At 63.6% G+C, this 19295-nt stretch carries 16 protein-coding genes and 1 pseudogene; 4 read left to right on the top strand and 13 right to left on the bottom strand.

The window, feature by feature from the left end; all coding sequences use genetic code 11:
- Positions 1-32: 32 nt before the first annotated feature.
- The 3 genes from CFB24_RS22935 to CFB24_RS00790 all read right to left on the bottom strand — a co-directional run bounded on the left by CFB24_RS22935 (position 33) and on the right by CFB24_RS00790 (position 1348).
- Complete coding sequence (locus CFB24_RS22935) at positions 33-185, bottom strand: hypothetical protein (RefSeq protein WP_170068153.1); 153 nt, start codon at positions 183-185, stop codon at positions 33-35.
- Positions 178-468: a hypothetical protein gene (locus tag CFB24_RS00795; RefSeq protein WP_088518669.1), complete on the bottom strand. Its 291-nt coding sequence runs from the start codon at positions 466-468 to the stop codon at positions 178-180. Before CFB24_RS00795 ends, CFB24_RS22935 begins: the two co-directional genes overlap by 8 nt.
- A gap of 610 nt (positions 469-1078) precedes the next feature.
- Positions 1079-1348, bottom strand: a complete 270-nt coding sequence (locus tag CFB24_RS00790; protein WP_141098302.1) for a hypothetical protein — start codon at positions 1346-1348, stop codon at positions 1079-1081.
- Between the two features lie 463 nt (positions 1349-1811).
- On the opposite strand from CFB24_RS00790, the gene CFB24_RS00780 reads away from it, so the two are divergent.
- Positions 1812-2021: a cold-shock protein gene (locus CFB24_RS00780; protein WP_088518666.1), complete on the top strand. Its 210-nt coding sequence runs from the start codon at positions 1812-1814 to the stop codon at positions 2019-2021.
- 232 nt (positions 2022-2253) lie between these two features.
- On the opposite strand, the gene CFB24_RS00775 is transcribed toward CFB24_RS00780, so the two are convergent.
- From CFB24_RS00775 to CFB24_RS00755, 5 genes are all read right to left on the bottom strand, one after another.
- Complete coding sequence (locus CFB24_RS00775) at positions 2254-5733, bottom strand: chemotaxis protein CheB (protein WP_088518665.1); 3480 nt, start codon at positions 5731-5733, stop codon at positions 2254-2256.
- A 457-nt stretch (positions 5734-6190) separates the two neighbouring features.
- Positions 6191-6871: a response regulator transcription factor gene (locus CFB24_RS00770; RefSeq protein ID WP_088518664.1), complete on the bottom strand. Its 681-nt coding sequence runs from the start codon at positions 6869-6871 to the stop codon at positions 6191-6193.
- Complete coding sequence (locus tag CFB24_RS00765; RefSeq protein WP_088518663.1) at positions 6868-10146, bottom strand: CheR family methyltransferase; 3279 nt, start codon at positions 10144-10146, stop codon at positions 6868-6870. The genes CFB24_RS00770 and CFB24_RS00765 overlap by 4 nt, the downstream gene beginning before the upstream one ends.
- 511 nt (positions 10147-10657) lie before the next feature.
- Positions 10658-11491: a transglutaminase-like domain-containing protein gene (locus tag CFB24_RS00760; protein WP_088518662.1), complete on the bottom strand. Its 834-nt coding sequence runs from the start codon at positions 11489-11491 to the stop codon at positions 10658-10660.
- A gap of 75 nt (positions 11492-11566) precedes the next feature.
- On the bottom strand, positions 11567-12481 hold the full coding sequence (locus CFB24_RS00755) for a transglutaminase family protein (protein WP_088518661.1): 915 nt from the start codon (positions 12479-12481) through the stop codon (positions 11567-11569).
- Between the two features lie 258 nt (positions 12482-12739).
- Between CFB24_RS00755 and CFB24_RS23495 the strand changes: the two are divergent.
- A pseudogene (locus tag CFB24_RS23495) lies at positions 12740-12841 on the top strand (RNA polymerase subunit sigma); the annotation flags it as partial.
- A 90-nt stretch (positions 12842-12931) separates the two neighbouring features.
- Entirely contained in the window at positions 12932-13297 is a 366-nt protein-coding gene (locus CFB24_RS23490; RefSeq protein WP_276328280.1) for a DsbA family oxidoreductase, read from the top strand.
- Between the two features lie 9 nt (positions 13298-13306).
- Here the strand turns inward: CFB24_RS23490 and CFB24_RS00745 are convergent, their stop codons facing one another.
- The 5 genes from CFB24_RS00745 to CFB24_RS00725 all read right to left on the bottom strand — a co-directional run bounded on the left by CFB24_RS00745 (position 13307) and on the right by CFB24_RS00725 (position 17518).
- Positions 13307-14413: an ABC-type transport auxiliary lipoprotein family protein gene (locus CFB24_RS00745; protein WP_088518659.1), complete on the bottom strand. Its 1107-nt coding sequence runs from the start codon at positions 14411-14413 to the stop codon at positions 13307-13309.
- A gap of 6 nt (positions 14414-14419) precedes the next feature.
- Positions 14420-15202: an ABC transporter ATP-binding protein gene (locus CFB24_RS00740; RefSeq protein ID WP_088518658.1), complete on the bottom strand. Its 783-nt coding sequence runs from the start codon at positions 15200-15202 to the stop codon at positions 14420-14422.
- A 2-nt stretch (positions 15203-15204) separates the two neighbouring features.
- Positions 15205-16317: an MlaE family ABC transporter permease gene (locus CFB24_RS00735; RefSeq protein ID WP_088518657.1), complete on the bottom strand. Its 1113-nt coding sequence runs from the start codon at positions 16315-16317 to the stop codon at positions 15205-15207.
- A 524-nt stretch (positions 16318-16841) separates the two neighbouring features.
- Positions 16842-17267 (bottom strand): type II toxin-antitoxin system VapC family toxin, encoded by a 426-nt coding sequence (locus tag CFB24_RS00730; RefSeq protein ID WP_088518656.1) that lies wholly within the window; start codon positions 17265-17267, stop codon positions 16842-16844.
- Entirely contained in the window at positions 17264-17518 is a 255-nt protein-coding gene (locus CFB24_RS00725; RefSeq protein ID WP_088519465.1) for a FitA-like ribbon-helix-helix domain-containing protein, read from the bottom strand. The genes CFB24_RS00730 and CFB24_RS00725 overlap by 4 nt, the downstream gene beginning before the upstream one ends.
- A gap of 410 nt (positions 17519-17928) precedes the next feature.
- Here CFB24_RS00725 and CFB24_RS00720 point away from each other — a divergent pair, with 410 nt between their 5' ends.
- Positions 17929-19266, top strand: a complete 1338-nt coding sequence (locus CFB24_RS00720) for a DUF1254 domain-containing protein (protein ID WP_088518655.1) — start codon at positions 17929-17931, stop codon at positions 19264-19266.
- The last annotated feature ends 29 nt before the right edge of the window (positions 19267-19295 follow it).

The following is a 19295-nucleotide window of genomic DNA, read 5'->3' as shown; positions in this document are numbered from 1 at the left end:
CCGACTTTCTGAGCAGGCGAATTCGCGCCGGCTCAGGATGATCGCGCTTTTCCGTTCACGCGCTTCACGTCCTTAATCGCCGAGAGCCCGATGTGGTTGCCGACGGGCTGGAGCGGCTTCGGCTCCGTCTTGTCCTGCTTTGGCTTCTTGATCTCGCGATTGCCGCGTTTCTGTGCTTTAGCCATGATGGAATGTCCTTTCCATGAGATCCGCGCCTTCGCCCGTCACCGCTTCGAGCTCGTTCTGCGACGCCAGCCGCTCATGGCTCTCGCCATCGTTGCGGATGCGATATTGCGGCGATTCCCCCAGCGGCGGGAGCGTGCGAGTGATGTGACAGACGCCAAGGGCCGGCGCCCGCTGCGCAAAACCGCCCTTCAGCCGGACGGCTTGCCCCAAGGCGAAGCGATGCGGCGCGCTGCGATGGTTGGCTATGGGGGTGTTGCGCCGATAAATCTGCGGCGTGTTCATGATGGTTTGTCCTTTTCGTTTTTCTTCACGGAATTAGGGGCTTGGCCGGATTGGTCGGCGCGATGCGCCGGGCCTTGCAGACCGATTGCGGCGATGGATCCGACGCGGACCAGCCAACGCTGCGATTTGACGACGCCCGGCTAAAGACGGCGATCAGGCGACGGCGCCGCGTTTGTGCAGTCGGGAAAGATCAATTGGGGGCGCTTCGCCCAGTTGCCGCACCCGAGCAGGAAAGCCCGGCGCCGCCAGGATATCCGTGGTCGGCGCCGGAGATCATTCCAACTGTTGGAGAGCCAATTGCAGCGTGTGATGACGGGTCTCTGGCGCCGCGAAGCCAGATCGACATGACAATCTATGCGCCTTGATTGAGATCAAAACAAGACAAGTCCACGCCCGGGCTGAAATGGTTATCTATCTGTTCCAAATCCATTATGTCTGATCGGCGCGGGTTGGGCCTGCCCATGGCGAAGTGGCGTCCAAGCGCGTAGCCCCAACCCTTGAGGCGGAGGGGAGCGCCGCGACATTACGCGGCGCGCACGAATGGAGGGGAAGCGACACCTTCGCCGCGACGCGCTGCGGCGCCGGCCCGGAGATCGCCAGCCTGGATGCGTCAGCCGCTCAAAGAAGGCGAAAGGCGCTCCACATTTTCATCGACGACGGTCTGGATGTCCTTCATGACGACATGTGGAAAAACTCCAACGGAGAGCTTCGCCGTCGCTTCGGAAAAAGCGAAAACCTTCTCGATGACCATACGATGAGCCTCATCCGCCGCGCCGAAGCCTTCGACGATGAACTTGTTGAACCGCAGGGCGAGCACGCGTTGGGACTGCCAAGCCAATTCGCTGGGCCCAAAGGTCATTCCGTACCAAAAATCAAGCATTTGACCTCTCTTGCTATGAGGTCAACGCTTCGGAATGGATAAAAGTCTCATGGAGAATTTGGCCTCGACGAAACGGGCGGGCGCCGGCCTCATGCGGAGGATCCTCATCGCCGAACTGGACGACGAGAAATGTTTCGCGCCACGGCTGCGCCTCGGCTTCCGCTTATGGCGTCGGACGCCCAGCAATCCGGCGGCGCGATCCGTCCATAGATAGCAAGGGAAGAATGGATCGCCCGGAGAAATAATACCGCTGCGATAGAGATAATTCGTCAATCGTTTACAGATTTCGGTTGATTTCGAAAAATTCTTCATCTAAAAGAAACCTACGATATTTGTTTGGACGGCCGTTTTTCTACCGCGCCTTGTGCGCTCGTGACGAACCTACCCCCCACTTCGAAAGTCGGAAAAAGCCGCTGCGCATTCGCGCGGTGGACGTCAATACTGCTATGAGGAGGGTTCTGTCATGACCACCGGCACAGTGAAATGGTTTAATTCCACCAAGGGTTTCGGTTTCATTCAGCCCGACGATGGCGGCGCGGATGTGTTCGTTCACATCTCTGCCGTGGAGCGCGCCGGAATGCGCGATCTCGTCGAAGGCCAGAAGATTGGCTACGAAATGAAGCGCGACAACAAGTCGGGCAAGATGTCGGCCGAGCAGCTCGCCGCCGCCTGATCCGGTTCTCCGTCGCGGCGACCACGGATGTACTGGCGCCCGACGACAACCGAACATTTAGAGGCCAGGCATCGCCTGGCCTTTTTCGCGTTGATATTCCGTTGAAGGCGCCGCGTTAAGCGCCCCGCGCCGCTGGTCGGCGTCAAGCGCTCCGCTGACGCTTTCCATGCCGGCGTCCAGCCGCATGGATGCGAACATCTTCTGCGCTCGCTATCGCGTGGCCCGCCAAGCGTCAGCCCGTTCCAGGCGCGGGCAATTCGGTGTCAATGGACACCCGCAGGCCCGAGGGGTCAAAATTCATCACGACGTCGCCCTCCAGGCAGCCGCTGATCAGCTTGGTTCCGAAGCCGCGCCGCGTGGGCGTCGCCACGGGGGGGCCGCCGGACTCGACCCAGTCCAGCTTGAGGCGAGAACCTTTCTCCCCGCTTTGTTGGGTCCAGGCCACGTCGACGCGCCCGCCCGGATTTGAAAAGGCGCCGTATTTGGCGGCGTTGGTGGCGAGTTCGTGAAACGCCATCCCTAGCGCGAACAAGATTTTCGCCGAGAGCAGGACGTCGGGACCCTCGCAAGTCCAACGCGGGGCGCCCGCCGCGTTCTGGTATGGCGCGAGTTCCGCTTGGATAACGTCGCCAAGCAAGGCCGCCTGACAATCCTCGCGGGTCAGGAGATCGTGCGTCTTCGCCAACGCCGCCAGGCGGTCGGAAAACGTGGCGGTGAATTCCTCGGGAGGCGTCGTCTTGAAGGTTTGCGCCGCGATCGCCTGCACGATGGCGAGGGCGTTCTTCACGCGATGGCCGAGTTCGTGGACCATGAGCGTGCGATGCTTTTCCGCCTCGATCCGCTCGGCGATGCCTCGCGCGGACAGCGCAAGCGCGATGATCGCCCCATCGCTGGCCTTGATCGGCATCACCGCGATTTCGACGTCAACCTTGACCCCGTCGCGCCGCCCCCATGTCGTGGCGACCGGACCCGCGATTTGCCCCCCCTTGGCCTGCGCCATCAGGCGCTCATGAACGCCGGCGTCCCCCAGCAGGGAAACGATGTTCCGGCCGCACGCCTGCGCCGCGTCATAGCCGAAAAGCCGCTCCGCCCCCGGGTTCCAGGAGCGGATCCGGCCATCGACCGTCAGGCTGATCAAGGCGTCCTGAGAGAACTCGACGATGGCCGCGTGCTCCCTCAACGCTTCTTCCATCGCCTTGCGTCCGGAAATATCCACGAAAGTGATGACGACGCCGTCGATCACCCCGTCGAGCGTTCTGTAGGGTCGCATGCGCATGATGTATGTCGTGCCGCCGTGCGCGATCTCGACCTCACGCTCCATTGTTCTTGCGTCGCGGAGGACGGTCATCACGTCCTGGCGTAAATCGCCATAGGCGATGCGGGAAACGACTTCATCGAGCGGGCGGCCGCGATCCGCATCGCGGAGATGAAAAAGCTCCGTCATCGCCGGCGTATAGCCTTTGACGCGCAGTTCGGGGTCGAGGAAGACCGTGGCGATGTCCGTGCTGTCGAGGAGGTTTTGCAAGTCGCTGTTCGAACGCATCAACTGATCGTTCTTGTTGCTCAACTCGGCGTTGACCGTCTGCAATTCCTCGTTGATCGACTGCATCTCCTCCTTGGCGGTTTCCAGCTCTTCGTTCGAGGATTGCAGCTCTTCATTGATCGACTGCTGCTCTTCGACGGCCGATGCGGCCTCTTCGCGCGCCGCCTCCAGGTCCGTCGTCGCGGCGAACAGTTGCGCTTGCAGCTCGCTGTCCCGCGCGGCGACGTCCGTCGGCTCGTTCGCATGTTTTCCGGCGCGGCCGGGAGGCAAGATGAGCGCCTGAAACGCGATCACGCACAACCTGCCCTTTTCCTGACCGCCGCCAAGCGGTTCGGCGATGACCTTGACCGCCTGGCTCGCGCCGTCGATGCGAACCGATATCTGGTCCTCGACAAAGCTGCGGCCCTCGCCAAAAACCTGTTGCACCGCGGTGCGAACGACCGGGCGGAGCGTTCTCAGCAGCAGCGAAAACAGGTTGAGGCTCGGCGGGCCTCCGGCCGGCTCAAGGTATCTTCCAATGCCGCCGCCGGAAAAGCGCACGACATCGTAATGGTCGTCCACGACGACGTAAGCCGGAGAATGCTTTTCGAGCGCGTTGCGAACGTTGCGCTCGATCCGGTCGTCGGGGGCGGGCTTCGGCTCGGGCGTTTCGATTCGCGCCGAAGGGAAGTCCGGGAGCCGCGTCGGCGTGTCGGTCTGGCGCCGCTCGAAAATGCGATGCCGTTTGTCGATGACGGAGAACAGTCTCGACCCGTGCGCCAACCCCTCCGACGGCCCGAGGAACAGCAGGCGTCCGGGCCTGAGCGCGTAATGGAAACACCGCAGCACCTTGTCCTGCAATCCGCCGTCCAGATAGATCATCAGGTTGCGGCAGGAGATCAGGTCCAGCTTCGAGAACGGCGGATCCCTGATGATGCTGTGCACCGAGAAAACGCACATTTCCCGAATTGGCTTGATCGGGCTGAAGCCGTCGCCGCGCGGCGCGAACCATCGTTCAAGGCGTTCGGAAGACACCCCGGTCATCGTCGCCGGATAGCAGGCGGTTCGCGCCGTCGCCACCGCGACGTCGTCGATGTCCGTCCCAAATATCTGGACCTGGCGCGCGACGCCACGCCGCTCCATTTCCTCGCTCAGCAGGATGGCGATGGAATAAACCTCCTCGCCCGTGGCGCAAGCCGGAACCCAGATCCGGATTGGCTCCAAGGTTTCGGGGCCGCCCTCGAAAAGCTTCGCCAGACCGCTCACCCGCAACGCCTCGAAGGCCTCGGGGTCGCGGAAGAATTGCGTCACGCCGATCAGGAACTCCCGGAACAGCAGCTGAAGCTGCGGCGGGTCGTGGCGCAGGCGCTCGATGAACTCCGGCACGCTTTCGATCTGAAGAACCTGCATGCGCCGCTGGACGCGCCGGGCCAGCGTGTTGCGCTTGTATTGCCCAAAATCGTGCCCGATCGCTGTGCGCAGCAAAGCGCTGATGGTCGCGAGATGATCGTCGAGGTCGCGTCGGGCGCCGTCGCCGTCCTTGAGCGGCGCCACGCCCTGCATGTGGCGCGCATATTCGATGAGCCGGGCGGGCATGTCATCGACCTTCAGCACGTCGTCGACGAGGCCCGTCGCCGCGGCGCTCTGCGGCATGCCGTTCAAGGGCGCATGGTCGTCGCCCGCCTGCGCGAGCGCGAGACCGCCATGAGTCTTGATCGCGCGAACGCCCAAGGTTCCGTCGCTGCCGGTGCCCGAGAGAATGATGCCGACCGCGCCTTCCCCCAGGTTTTCCGCAAGCGACGTGAACAGGGAATCGATCGGGAACCGCGTGCGCCGCGGCGGCGCCGGCCGTTCGACCCGGAGCCGTCCATCGGCGATGGTCAAGGTCGCATCGGGGGGAATGACGAAAATCGCATTGGCGCGGATCGGCGCGTCATCCACGGCCTCGGTCACCGCCATAGTGGTCTGCCGGGAAATCAGCTCCGTCAGAATGCTTTTGTGATCGGGATCGAGATGCTGCACCAGCAGAAAGGCCAGCCCCGAGTCCGCAGGCATTTTGGAGAAGAAGCTTGCAAAAGCTTCCAGGCCGCCGGCCGAGGCGCCGATCCCCACCACCAGAGGGCGTTTGTCCTCGCCCCGGATCGTTTGCAGATCCTTGGATCCATTCCCGCGTGTTTCGCCTCTAGCCATCCAGGTCGCTTTCGCAAAGAAGATCGCCCGAATTGCGGCGCGCCAGCGAAAATTTCGGCGGGAAGGCAACTGAGACGCCCGCACGGTAGTCCCGTTGGCTTAACCAGTCCAGACGATTGATTCTTAATCCGCTTGGACGAGTGAACCTCCGCGCCTTCAACGCCGGTTCAGACCATTTCGTCGCCAGTGAATTGATCATACAGCTTAAAGCGCAACGCTCCGACACTGGAGCTATCGTGCGCGGCGCCTGACCGGATGGACGAGGCGCGCCTGCCGTCCGTCGCTCATCGTCTTGATCGCGCCGTCATCGGCCTATTGGCGTTGTGAGCCCCCCCCCCCAGCATTCGCCTGCTTGACGAGACGGGAAACCCTGTCTCATGCGGGCGGAGCCGCAACATTGGCTGAACGCCGCGAGCCACGCCGTCGCAGTTCGCGGTGTCCCCGCGCCATGAGCAAATCACGATTCCTTCGGCGGATTCGCGCGACTTTGCATCGCCGCGCTCTCGCTCCCCTTGGTTTCCATAAGAACTTCTTCGCCAGCCGCCAGCGCCATCCGCAGCAACTCGCTCAAGTCGCGCGCTTGCATTTTCAGCATGACGGTCGAACGATGGAGGTCAACAATTCTTTGGCTTGAGCCCATTCGGCCCGCGATTGTCCTGCTGGTTTGTCCGGCGATCATCCCCTGGAACACCTGCCGTTCTTCGACGCTCAATGTCGTCAGGCGGGCGGCGAACGCGGCTTTTGCATCCTCCCGCGCAGGACTATTGGCCTTGTCGGCAAGCGCCACGCGCACGCATGCGATGAGATCGGCGACGTCGAACGGCTTCTCGAGAATGCTGGTCGCGCCGGCTTTCATCGCCTGAAGGGCCAGCGCCCTGTCACCGTCCCCGGTAATGACGACCGCAGGAAGATCGATTTGCAGTTCCTGAAGCTTTTCCAGCAATTCGATCCCGGTCATCCCGGGCATGCGGAGATCCGTCACGATGCAGCCGTCATCGAGCGTCTCCAACTGCTCCAAAAACTTCGCGGCCGACGCATAGACCCGGGGATTGAACCCTTCCGTCGCAAGCAGGATCTCGAGCGAGTCGCGAATGACCGGATCGTCATCAATGACATGCACCGCAACGCCATCGCTCATGCAACGATCTCCGACGAAACATGGGCGGCGAGCGGCAAAGTGAAGCTGAAGACCGCACCGCCGCAAGGGTTGGGGCTAGCCCAGAGTTTCCCGCTGTGGGCCTCGATGATCTTGCGCGAGATCGGCAGGCCTATTCCCATGCCTCGCATTTTGGTGGAAAGGAAAGGCTCGAACAATCGGCTTTGCACCGCGCTGTCGAGGCCGGCGCCGGTGTCGGCGACGTCGATCCGAACCATGTCATCTTCGATCCGGGACGTCCTGATGGTTAATTCGCGCTGGCTGGAGCCCTCCATCGCCTCCTGGCCGTTTTTCATCAAATTGACCAGAACTTGATTGATCTGGGTCCTGTCGGCGACCGCACGGTCATTTTCGGCGTTCAAGGCGAGGGTCAGCAGCGGCGCGTCCGACTGGGCGACGGCCTTGAACTGGTCGACGGTTTCGCGGATCAGATCGTGCAGACTGAAAATTGTCGTGTTGGGCTCGTTCTGCGAGATGAACTCGCGGAGATTGTGGATAATGCGTCCCGCCTGCAAACTCTGGCCGATCACCTTGTCCAGCAACGTTTCAAGACTCGCCGGTCGAGCGTCGGGTTTCGCCGCCGCCTGCCGGCGCAACGCTTCGAGATACATGACGATGGCCGCGAGCGGCTGGTTGATTTCATGCGCAAGGCCGGCCGCCATGGCCTGCATGGCCTTCAGGCGTTCGGCGAACAACCGCTCAATGGATTGCTCCGCGCGCGACAGGCTCGGCGCATCAATGAAAGTCGCGACGACGCCGTTGACCGCCCCGGCTGAATCGCAATCCGGCGTCAGCCGGATCAGGTAGTATCGCGGGTCGGCGTCCTTGTTGCGAACGCTCAGCTCGACCGGACCGCCGCCGTCGAGCACCTTGCGCAGATCGTCTTCCAACCCCGGATAATCGAGCGTGGTCGTGAGATGGGTGAGCGGACGGCCGACATCCGTCGAAATGAGATTGAACAATTGCGCCGACGGCGGGGTGAAGCTTCGGATCGCCAGATGGCGATCGAGAAAGATCGCAGCGATCCGCACGCTGACGAAAACATTGCTCAGGTCGGCGTTGGCGCGATCGAGATCCTGAACCTTATTCAGGATCTCCTGATTGACCGTCTGCATTTCTTCGTTGACCGATTGCAATTCCTCCTTCGAGGATTCCAGTTCCTCGTTGCTGGATTGCAATTCTTCGTTCAACGACATCATCTGTTCATTGGCCGACCGGAGTTCGTCGAGCGCAATTTCGTATTCCTCGATGGTCGTATGCAATTGTTTGCGCGCATCACGCAATTCGGCGTCGACGCGGTTGGCTTCCGGCGCCGGCGGATGGGCGCACCCGGGCGCGGCTTCGCCGGCGCCTGGCGCGCATTCCCTGAAGACGATCAGCAATTCGGGAACGTCGCCGGTGCGTTCGGGCAAGGGCTCGACCCGCAGCGACACATAATCGAAGCCCTGGTTTTCCGTTTCGAATCTGACGTTGGCGCGCTCGGTGATTTGCCCGGTCTGCAATGCCTCGCGCAACGCGCCGCGCAAATCCAGCCTCAGATCCTTGTGCGCCATCGTCAGCAACTGGCGGTTCGGCGCGCCCGGAGCGAGTTCGAGATATTTGCCGGTTCGCGCCGAGGCATAGAGAATTTCGCCGTCAGCGGCCACCACCACGTGCGGCGGCGTCAGGCGAGCGACGCGGCTTTCGACGACCTCGCGAAGCTGCAACGCGCCCTTGGCGGAGGCGGCGTCCGAGGGCCGACCGGCGAAAGGAGCAAGCGGCAGGCCGGAGACCGACAAAGGCAAGCGCGTCGTCCGGGAGGCCTCGCTGGCCCGGTAAACGCATTTGACGTTGTCGAAAGGGGCAAAGAGATCGCTGAAGCGGCCGATGGTTTCGGACAGGCCCAAAAAAAGGAAGCCGCCTGGCCGAAGCGCGTAATGGAACAGGGGGAACGCCCGCCGCTGCGCCTCGGCGTCGAAATAGATCAGCAGGTTCCGGCACGAAATCATGTCCATGCGCGAGAACGGCGGGTCGCGCAGAATATTGTGCGGAGAGAAGACGCAGATGTCGCGCACCACCGGCGCGACCATATAGCCGCCGGGATACGCGATGAAAAAGCGATCACGCCTTTCAGGGGACACGTGACGCAGCAATTGCTCCGGATAGCGCCCGGCGCGCGCCTTCGCCAGCGCGTTTTCGTCGATATCGGTGGCGAAAACCGTCACGCGCGGCGGAGACGGCAGGCCGTCCATGTATTCACGCAGCAGAATGGCGATGGAAATCGCCTCCTCCCCGGTCGAACAACCCGGCGTCCAGACCCGGACCCAGTCGGAAGCGCCCTTGCCCTCGAACAGGCGAGGAATCACCGTCTGCCGCAAGGCTTCGAAAGCTTCCCTGTCGCGGAAAAAGTCGGTCACATTAATCATCAAATCATGAAACAGTTGCGTCGCTTCATGGGAGTCGCTTTCGAGCAGCTGGATGTAATTGGCGACGTTTGCGCATTGATGCATCTTCAGGCGACGGTGGACGCGGCGCATGAATGTGCCGGTTTTGTAGCCACTGAAATCATGGCCCGTCTTGCGGATCAACAAGGCGCAAATGGCGGCGCGCGCACCTTCGGCGACGGCCTCCTCCTCGCTTTCTTCGCTCCGCGCCGCCGAATCGCCTGCTCCATCAGGCGCTTGAAAGATTTTGGCCAGCCGGTCCGGCATGGAACGAACGGATATGGCGAAATCCACCATGCCGCTCGCTATGGCGCTGTCAGGCATGCCAGAGAAGTCCGGACCGCTCGAATCCCTTGTCTGGGCCAGGGTGAAGCCGCCTGCTTCCTTGATCGCCTTGACGCCGAGCACGCCATCGTTGCCGTTGCCCGACAGCACGACGCCAACCGCATAATTCCCCCGATCACACGCCAGCGAAGAAAAAAAAGCGTCGATCGGCGCGCGTTCGTGGTGCAAGGCGTCAGTGACGTGAAGCTTTAGGGTTCCGCTGGCCATGGCGAGCGTCGCATTTGGCGGCAGGACATAGACGTTGTTTTTCTCAACGACCAAGCCATCCTGCGCGACGGTGACGCTCATGTTGGTCAAGCGCGACAGTATTTCCGTGAGAAGGCTGTGCTTGTCCGGCGCCAAATGCATCAAAACAACGAACGCCATCCCAGGCGCCGCAGGCATGGTTTCGAAAAAACACTCCAGCGCCCGCAGGCCCCCGGCTGAGGCGCCAACGCCGACCACGGGAAAAAGCGGCTGTTGATTTGTCACGGGCCCCGCCTCAGACATTTTTCCCGACTCAGCCAATTGCGCTTTTGATCGGATAACAAGGCAAAATCGGGGTCGATGTAACACAGGTTCGAAAAATGAACGAACGCGTAAGCGGAGCTGGGCGGTCGGCGGGCGGATCCGGGCTGATGAGATCAACGCCCTGATGCAAGGGAAGCGGGCGCAGAGTGAAGGTCCGGTTCGCAGACGACGCTGGCCGGTCGATAGCTGAAAATAAGACGCGCCGCGCTGAAAACAATCGCTCCTGGCGTGTTTTCTGGATTCGAGCCCAGCTGGACTTTTCGATATCCCGGCGCAAGACCCAGGTTGGAACGACGGGGCGGACGCCAGCGCGCATCGCGTCGGCGCCGGATCTCCAGACCTGGCGAACGCGTCGGGCTGGCTTACCGGCCATGATGACCTTGCTTGCTCTGGGAACGTTCGTCGCGGGCGCGGAACCTTTAACTGCGCAGCTCCGCTCCCGAGGCTCGCGGCCGATGCGTCCTTGGATAAATTGGCTGCATCAGGCGGCTCAAGCCGCCGGGTTGGCTCTTCCCTGCTGGCTCGACGCGCGAGTCACGACTTCGAAACGGACCAGCGTGGCGACGCCGAAGGCGGTCGTGAGCGGGACGTCGGCGGCGTCGCGTCCATAGCCCATCGCAACCCGGCCGATGCGCGGCTGGTTGTGGCGCGCGTCGAACGTATACCAGCGGCCCTCAAGGAACGCCTCGAACCAGGCGCTGAAATCCATCGGCGCGGGATCGGGCGGAACGCCGATGTCGCCGAGATAGCCCGTCGCGTAACGCGCGGGAATATTCATGCAGCGACAGAGCGCGATGGCGAGATGGGCGAAATCGCGGCAGACGCCCACGCCTTCGTCAAGCGAATCGCTGGCGCATCGCGTGGGCCGGGCGTCGGGGTAGCTGAAGCGGATCTTGTCGTGGACGAAATCGCAGATCGCCTGTACGCGCCGGGCGCCGCCGGCGACCTTGCCGAAATGGGACCAGGCGAAATCCGAGAGCTTGTCGCTGTCGCAATAGCGGCTCGAGGTGAGATAGAGCAGCACGGCGTCGGGAAGGGCGGAGATCGGCGTCAAGGCGCCGTCGGGCGGCGTCGGGTCCGCTTCGCCGCTGTCCGCTATGGTGAAGCGGTTGCTGAAGGTGATGCGTCCCGGCGGGACTTCCAGGCGCGTGACGCGGTTGCCGAACAGATCGACATAGGCGCTCTGGGGAACCGCGGGATCGGAACGGATCCGGTCCGGCGTCAGGAGGTCGGGCTCGCGCGAGGGATGGACATTCAACTGCAGCAGCATCGGAGTCTGCGCCGGACAGTCGAATGCGATATCAAATCCAGCCTCAATCAACATATGTCGTCTCATTTCCTGCGCAAGATCACGCCGAAGCTGTGAGTTGAACGTGAGGCGGGCGTTCAGGTTCCCCGCCTAAAGGTTTCGATGCGGCGCGCTCGGCAATTCGCACGAGGGCGACTGGCGAACGCGGACCTCGACGTCCATCGTGCTTGCGGTCGCGTTGTCGGCGAAATAGCTGCCGTAGAGCGGGATGGCCTGGCGGGCCTCGCGCGCGACCGCCACGCGGATGAGGTCGCGATTGCCGACGATGCCATTGGTCGGATCGAACTCGACCCAGCCCGAGCCGGGGAGATAGATCTGGAGCCACGCATGGGTCGAGCCGCCGCCCAGATGGCGGTTCTCGCCGTCGCAATCGGGCACATAGAGGTAACCGGAAACGAACCGGGCGGCGAAGCCCAGCGCCCGCGCCGCCTCCATCATCAAGGTCGCGAAATCGCGACAGGAGCCGCGCCGGCGCGCCAAGGTCTCGAGCGCGCTCTGCGTGCCCTTTTCGACGCGGCGCTCGTAATAAAATCCCTCCTTGATCGCGTAATTCAGCGTCATCAGAAGTTCTCCGGTTTCGGTCGGCCGCCCCGGATGCAGGAAATGCCGCACCCAGCGGTCAAGCTCGCCCGAGGGATCGGGAGAATGCCGTTCGATCGAGCGGGCGAGGTCCGGCGTTTCTTCCGCGTCATAGGCGAAGGGATAAAACCGCGCGCTGTCGTCCAGCAGGAATTCGTCGCCCTCGAAGGGCGTATGCTCCAGCGTGATCCTGTTTTCCACCCGCAGTTCTCGGGTTTCGCCCGAAAAGGTGGCGACCGCGACGCAATTGTCGAAGACATCGTGAATCCAGCGCAAGGTTTTGGGTGGCGGATCGATGGCGAGACTGGCTTCGAGCAGGCGCTGGTCGTTGCTGTCGCGCGGACGCAGCATCATGCGATGCTCTCCCAGGCGAACGGGCTCCGCATAGGCGTAGGTCGTGACATGGTTCACGCTGAAGACGGTCATGGGACCTCAGCGCTGGATGCGCCCTTTGGCGCCCGGATCGGGCGCGCCCATAATGCGCCGCCAAGAATTCAATACAACCGTCTATCGCCTGAGCTTCGTTTCGCGGCGCAACGCATGCCGACCCATTCAGCATCTTTTTCCGCCGGTTCATTTCAGAAGCCCGGCGTCACCCGTGTTCGTCGGGCGCGGGTTTTGGCTGCGCTGACCAGACCGCTGGCGCATCGTCCTTGTCGGCTTCGGCCGCGGTCGCTTGAACCGTTGCTGCTGGTCGGCGCGGCGGGCCACGCGTACGCACAGGCGGCGCAAATCTGCGGCTGCGCAGTTGGCACGATCACGATTCGCGTCAACCGGGCGCGAAAGCTTCAATTCCCCGAAAGGCCGCTTCATCCCGATCTCTGGCGCAAGGTTCGACCGGCGTCGTCGCTGTCGCCGCATCTCTACCTCAAGGCCGTGCAACTCACCGAGCAGGAGGGCGCCGTGGCGCCGGGAACATCCGCAACCGTGCTGCGCCGGATGCGCGAAGCGTTTTTCGTCCAAGGCCTCGATGTCGCGCGGCTGGATGTTCAGCAGGAGGTCGGCCGGCAGGCCGGCGCCGACGCCGACCGGGCGCGGAAACACCTCGCCGACGGCCGCGCCCACGCCCTGCTGGACCGCGACTACAGGGAGGCCGAGAGCCTCGGCGTGAAAGGCAGCCCGACCATGAGTCTGAACCAGGGCCGGCAGACCCTCTATGGCAATGTCGGCTATCGCATCATCGAGGCCAACATTCAGGAATTGCTGCGCGAACCCAACCCGGACCACGCCAGCTGGCGCTGAGGCGCGACGTTAGATTTTGCCGCGCAACCAGGATGCGAGGTCGGCCGCGACCTTGCCGAAGGCGATGCTGAGCGCCGCGGCGGCGTCCGGCGCCTCGGCGCTGTTCGCCGGGGCCGCACCGGTGAAACTGCGCGTGGCGACGATGGCGCCGCCCTTGCCGAGCTTGGCGTTCAGCTCGACCTTCGCCTCCATCTGCGGATCGAGGCTGATCTCGAACGCGCGAATGTCGAGGATGAGCTGGTATTGCGCCGCGAACCCGTCGAAACTCTTCGCCACATTCTTGAACCCCGCCGCCTCAAGGGATTGCAGCATTTTTTCCTGCACAAGTTTCGGCAGGGTGTCGCTCCACTGTCCGCCTTCGATCTGCGCGATTTCGCCGCGGCGGGGCGATGACAGCAGGCGTTGCGTCTCGAACACGATCAGGCCGGACAGGTCCGGGATCGCCACCTGCGCGTCGCTGGCCTTGCCGGGCGCGATCTGCGGCGTCGCCAGATCGAAGGTGCGCTGCGGCTTCACCGCCCCGCCGCCCGAAAGTTTCGCGAGTCCGCCCAGAATATCGTCGACCTTGTCGGCGTTGCGCCCCAGCGCCGCCGAAAACGTGCTGATGTTGGCGATGGCGCTGCGCAGCGCGTCCGAATTGTCGTTCAGGATTTCGTCGATCTTTTTCAGCGTGGCCTTGGCGGACTGGGACAGCGTCTGCCCGGCTTGCGCGGATGCGGCCAGGGTCGGCGGTCCCGCGCGGGCTTCGCGCTTGATCTCGGCATCCACGGAGCCGCCGACCATGGACACGACGGCGGAGCCCATCAGGCCCTGCGTGTCGATGACGATCGTGGTGTCCGCGCGCACCGGCGTCGTCGGATCGACCGCGACCAGGGCGCGAACCTCCTTTGGATCGGCGGCCGAAAGGCTGACCTGACGCACCTCGCCGACGCGCAAGCCATTGAACAGCACGGACACGCCGGGCCGCACGCCGATCACCGGCTGTTCGAACCGGATCCAGTACAGCGCCTGTTCGGCGCCGCCGGAATTGTGCAGCCAGTGCACGAACAGGAAGCCGGCCACAAGGCTGGCGATGGTGAAGAAACCGACGATGGCGTAACGCGCGCTCGTTTCCATGATTGCTCACACCAAGGTTTGAGCGCCCTGTCCGGAATGGCTCCGGGCGGCGCGAAAATAGGCTTGCACCCAGGGGTGGGCGGACGCGCGCATCGCGTCCATCGCGCCGACTTCGACGATGCGGCCGTCCGCAAGCGCGCCGATGCGGTCGCAGACCAGCCTGAGGCAGTCGAGATCGTGGGTGATCATGAAGACCGTCAGGCCGAGCGTGTCCTGAAGCGTCTTGATGAGGCTGTCGAATTCGCCGGCCGCGATCGGGTCCAGCCCCGAGGTCGGCTCGTCGAGGAAGACGATGTCCGGGTCGAGCGCCAGCGCGCGGGCGAGCGCGACGCGTTTGGTCATGCCGCCGGAAAGTTCCGACGGCAGTTTTTCGCCGTCGCGCGGGGCGAGCCCGACCATGTCGAGCTTCGCCATCGCCACCTCGCGCATCATGCGCGGCGACAGTTTCAGATATTCGCGCATGGGAAATTCGACGTTCTGCAACACCGTCAGCGAGGAGAACAGGGCGCCCTGCTGGTAGAGCACGCCCCAGCGCCGCTCCAGCGCCTGCAATTCGGCGGGGCTGGCGGCGTCGCGATCCGTCCCGAGGATCGCGATCCTGCCCGCCGTCTTGGGCAGCAGGCCGAGCATGGCCCGCAACAGGACGGATTTGCCGCCGCCGGATGCGCCAACCAGTCCGAAGATTTCGCCACGCTTCGTTGTGAGCGACAGGCGATCGATGACGACGCGCGCGCCAAACGCCACGACGACGTCCTGCAAGTCTATCGCGATCTCGCCCTGCGCATCCATGCTCACATGCCGATCGACGAAAAAAACATGGCGAAGAAGCCATCGAGCACGATGACCATGAAAATGGATTTCACCACCGAGGTCGTGGTCTGCAGCCCCAGCGATTCCGCGCTGCCCTGCACCTTCAGCCCCTCCGTGCAGGCGACGATGCCGATCACCAGCGCCATGAACGGCGCCTTGATCATGCCGACCTCGAAATCGCTCATGGAAACGGCTTCGCGCAGCCGCGCGACGAATATGGCGGGGTCCATGCCGCCATAGACCCAGGCGACCAGTCCGCCGCCGAACAGCGCCGCCATCGATCCCAGAAAGGTCAGGGCGGGCAGCGCCATCACGAGCGCGAGCACGCGCGGCAGGATCAGCACCTCCTGGGGATCGCGGCCCATGGTGCGCAGAGCGTCGATCTCCTCGCGCATGTTCATCGAGCCGAGTTCGGCGGTATAGGCGCTGCCCGAACGTCCGGCGACCATGATCGACACCAGCAGCACGCCGATTTCGCGCAGGATGAGAATGGCGACGAGATCGACGACATAATCGTCCGCGCCGAACCGCCGGAAGTGATAGATCCCCTGCTGCGCGATGATGCCGCCGATCAGCAGCGTCATCAGCGCGATGATCGGGATGGCAGTCCAGCCGACGCGATCGATCTGATGCGCCAGCGATGCGAGCCGCAGGCGCCTGGGCCGCGCCGCGACGCCGGCGAGCGTGAGCGCGAAGGCGCCGATCATGCGCAGGTAGCGCAGGGCGTCCGCGCCGAGTTCGCGCACGCCTCCCGCCGCGTCGGCGAAAAGGGCTTTCCTGACAAGCGGCGCGGGCGCGTCCTTGCCGGCCGCGCGCACTTTTTCGTAGAGCGCCGCATAGCGCGCCGACAGGCCGGTGAGCTGCACCTGGCGACGGCCGTCCTCCCGCGTGAGCCTGTCCAGCGCGACGGCGCCGAATGTGTCGAACTGGCTGATGCCGCGCGCGTCGATCACGATGCGACGCGTGTCGAAAGCAAATATGCGATCGACAAGCGTTTCAAGCTTCTGGGCGTTGACCGCCACCCAGGCGCCGGACCCTGTGACTTCGATCAGGTCGGCGCCGGCCTTGATGTCGATGAGGGCCTCGGCAACCATGCGTTCCCTCTCCCTTGAGCGCGCCTGAAAAAGCGGAGAGTCCAACAAGGCGAGCCTGGCTGCGCCGCGCCAAACCGCTTCCACCGGCGCCCGAAATGTTGGCCCGGCTTGAAAGCGAAAGTTTGACAGGCGCAGATCGTTCCCCTGCCGGGATGTCCTCTCCTGCAACGCAGTCCCGGCCGCCCCGGCAAAGCCGCAAGCTTGGCGCTCAGGCGTCGTCAACCCTGCGTTCGAGCCATCCAGCTCAACAGGACGAACAGCACGAGCGCGGCGGGGATGACAAAGGCGGGGTCAACCAAGGGGACATGTCCCAACTCCATTTTTGGACGAGGCCCGGCGGAACGTTCGCGCGTGAGGCGACGGGCGCGCCCCCTGGGCCGCATCGGGAAGGCGCAACGCTGACGGTTTTCACGGGACGTCGACAGGTTCGGAAAACACTCACGTCCTGTTCGAGGCGAGGCTGCAGACAATGACGATGCGACCTCGCCCAGCGCGGCGCGCCCGGCGCGGTCCCGCGCAAGTTTTCACGACGCGCGCGCGCTCCACGGGTCGATCACGGTCAGGCCGGCGGCTATGAACGCGCTGGCGTCGCGGGATGCGACCCCGAAACCGTGCGACGCGGCGATGGCGGCGATATATCCGTCCGGCGTGGGGAAACCTTTGCCGGCCGCGCGCGCCTTCACGGCCAAATCAGAGTAACGGCGCGCCGCATTCGTATCGAATGGCAGGATGCGCGCCTCGAAGAACTTGAGAACGCCTTCGAGCGCGGCCGCCAGTTTATCCTTGCGCTTGCCTCCGGGAAGCACTCCGATCCCGAACATCAACTCCGCAACGGTTACGCTGGAAAGGTAGAGCGTCTCCGCCGCCTGTTCATCGAGCCAATGGCGAACCGCCGGCGCCGGTTCAGGCTTCATCGCCTCGGAGACGACATTGGTGTCGAGCAGGATCATTCAAAGCGCAATGGTTCTGCCGGCCTATGTTCGCAGGCCTGTTCGAGCGCCTCGACGTCGACATTGGTCAGACCGATCGCGCGGCTCATTTCCGCCAGCGCGCTCCCGAGGCGCAGGCGGTTGGCCGGGCGCACGGCGGCTTCGAGGATATCGCGCATTTCCGCTTCCGTGCTGCGGCCGTGTTGCGCCGCGCGGACTTTCAGGGCGCGATGCGTCGCTTCGGAGAGGTTGCGTATGGTGACGGCGGGCATGATGGCGTTCACAAGCGATTGATGATTTTGCAATCAATATAGTTTGGCTGATATCGAGACGCAAGGCGGCCCGAGGGTTTGCGACCCCCATCCCTCGCCGGTCGCCGCGATCCCAGACCTTGACCGCTTCGCACCGGTGCTCCCCACGCTATAGCGTCAGGGCGCGATCGTCGCCGGTTGCCGGCTGCTCATAAATCTCAATCCGTTTGTCGCCGCCGCTGCGCAGCAAGCCCATCTGCCGGAGGGGCGCGGCGGAGAAAAATCGACCGGAACCTTGCGGGACCATGGCGGCTGATTTTCTTATATCCCGCACGCCCCGTCCGAAATAGACATTAATAATATAGGAATTATATGCTTAAGCGCCGGCGCATCGCCGGATTCCTTGTTTCAAAAACCGGAGAGTCGCCCGCATGACCACAACAGTCCGTGGCGTTTCATGGCGCAAAATTGTTCTTGGCGCCGGCGCGGCGCTGATCGGGGCCGGGGCCGCCCTTTACGTCTCCGGCGTCCCGGCCTTGTTGCTGCGCGGCTACCTCTATGGGCTGCCGGCCTATGAAATCGCCCGTTCGCGCGATATCGCGCTGACCCGGAACGGCCAGACGCTCAACGCGTTCGCGCACAAGCGCGCATTGGCCGACCATGCGACCCGGTTGATCACCACGCCGAACAATGACACGCTCTATTCCTCGGCCTTCCTCGATGTTTCGCGCGGGCCGGCGACGATCGACGTTCCCGCTTTTGGGGCGCGTTATTACTCACTGGCCTTCATCGACGCCTACACCAACAATTCCGCCATCGTCGGCCAGCGCACCATTGGCGGCGGCGGCGCCAGATTGCGCGTTGTCGGCCCCGATTGGAAAGGCGAAGCGGCGCCCGGTGAAACGCTGGTGCGTGCGACGACTCCGCAAATCTGGCTGCTCGCCCGCGTGCTGATCGAGGGCCCGCGCGAACTCGACGCCGTTCATGCCTTGCAGGACGCGCTGGTGATCAAAGGCCCGTCCGATTCCGCCTTCCCGCCCGACGCGGTTCCCGCCGAGCCCAACGGCCCCGATTTCGTCCGGGTCGTCAATCAGGTTCTGCGCGACAACCCGCCGCCGGACGCCGACAAGCCGGAACTGGCGGATTTGCGCAAGATCGGCCTCGGGCCGGACGCCGAGCCGCTGTCCGCGTGGCGAAATCTGGTCTGGCGAATCGGCTTTCCTCTTGCGCGCTACGCCCTGATCAAGGGCACGGAGGGGCGCTTCAACATCGTGGAGGGTTGGAGCTACACGCGCCCCGCCATCGGAGATTTCGGAACGGATTACTCCTATCGCGCCGCCGTGGCGCTGCGCGGCCTGCTGGCGCTGCCGGAAATCGAGGCGATCTACACGCGGCCCGCCGAGGACCAGCAGGGACGTCCGCTGGAGCCCGGCAAGCGCTACCGCCTGCGCCTGCCCCCCGGGGCGCCGCCGGTCGGCGCGTTCTGGTCGCTGTCGGCTTACGAAGTCGAGCCGGATGGCGGCCTCTATTTCGCCGACAATGCGATCCACCGCTACGCCATCGGCGACCGCACCGAAGGTTTGACGAAAAATTCCGAGGGGGGGATCGACATCCTCATCCAGCCGGATCGGCCCGCCGGCGCCGAGGCTGCGAACTGGCTGCCGGTTCCGACGAAACCCTTCGCCCTGATCGCGCGCGCCTATCTGCCCAAGGACGGGCTGTTGTCGCACAACTGGCGCTATCCGGCGCTGGAACGGCTGGACGACTGAGCCGTCCGCCTTTCGGCTCTTGACTCCCG

The sequence above is a fragment of the Rhodoblastus acidophilus genome (assembly GCF_900187365.1).
In the GTDB taxonomy this organism is placed as follows: domain Bacteria; phylum Pseudomonadota; class Alphaproteobacteria; order Rhizobiales; family Beijerinckiaceae; genus Rhodoblastus; species Rhodoblastus acidophilus.
Note: the sequence above shows the minus strand (reverse complement) of the source record. Positions and strands in the feature narration are given on the sequence as shown.

Bases quoted from the DNA above. Each gene is read 5' to 3' on its own strand.
- CFB24_RS22935 (WP_170068153.1), bottom strand. From the start codon at position 185: ATGGCTAAAGCACAGAAACGCGGCAATCGCGAGATCAAGAAGCCAAAG.
- CFB24_RS00795 (WP_088518669.1), bottom strand. From the start codon at position 468: ATGAACACGCCGCAGATTTATCGGCGCAACACCCCCATAGCCAACCAT.
- CFB24_RS00790 (WP_141098302.1), bottom strand. From the start codon at position 1,348: ATGCTTGATTTTTGGTACGGAATGACCTTTGGGCCCAGCGAATTGGCT.
- CFB24_RS00780 (WP_088518666.1), top strand. From the start codon at position 1,812: ATGACCACCGGCACAGTGAAATGGTTTAATTCCACCAAGGGTTTCGGT.
- CFB24_RS00775 (WP_088518665.1), bottom strand. From the start codon at position 5,733: ATGGCTAGAGGCGAAACACGCGGGAATGGATCCAAGGATCTGCAAACG.
- CFB24_RS00770 (WP_088518664.1), bottom strand. From the start codon at position 6,871: ATGAGCGATGGCGTTGCGGTGCATGTCATTGATGACGATCCGGTCATT.
- CFB24_RS00765 (WP_088518663.1), bottom strand. From the start codon at position 10,146: ATGTCTGAGGCGGGGCCCGTGACAAATCAACAGCCGCTTTTTCCCGTG.
- CFB24_RS00760 (WP_088518662.1), bottom strand. From the start codon at position 11,491: ATGTTGATTGAGGCTGGATTTGATATCGCATTCGACTGTCCGGCGCAG.
- CFB24_RS00755 (WP_088518661.1), bottom strand. From the start codon at position 12,481: ATGACCGTCTTCAGCGTGAACCATGTCACGACCTACGCCTATGCGGAG.
- CFB24_RS00745 (WP_088518659.1), bottom strand. From the start codon at position 14,413: ATGGAAACGAGCGCGCGTTACGCCATCGTCGGTTTCTTCACCATCGCC.
- CFB24_RS00740 (WP_088518658.1), bottom strand. From the start codon at position 15,202: ATGGATGCGCAGGGCGAGATCGCGATAGACTTGCAGGACGTCGTCGTG.
- CFB24_RS00735 (WP_088518657.1), bottom strand. From the start codon at position 16,317: ATGGTTGCCGAGGCCCTCATCGACATCAAGGCCGGCGCCGACCTGATC.
- CFB24_RS00730 (WP_088518656.1), bottom strand. From the start codon at position 17,267: ATGATCCTGCTCGACACCAATGTCGTCTCCGAGGCGATGAAGCCTGAA.
- CFB24_RS00725 (WP_088519465.1), bottom strand. From the start codon at position 17,518: ATGCCCGCCGTCACCATACGCAACCTCTCCGAAGCGACGCATCGCGCC.
- CFB24_RS00720 (WP_088518655.1), top strand. From the start codon at position 17,929: ATGACCACAACAGTCCGTGGCGTTTCATGGCGCAAAATTGTTCTTGGC.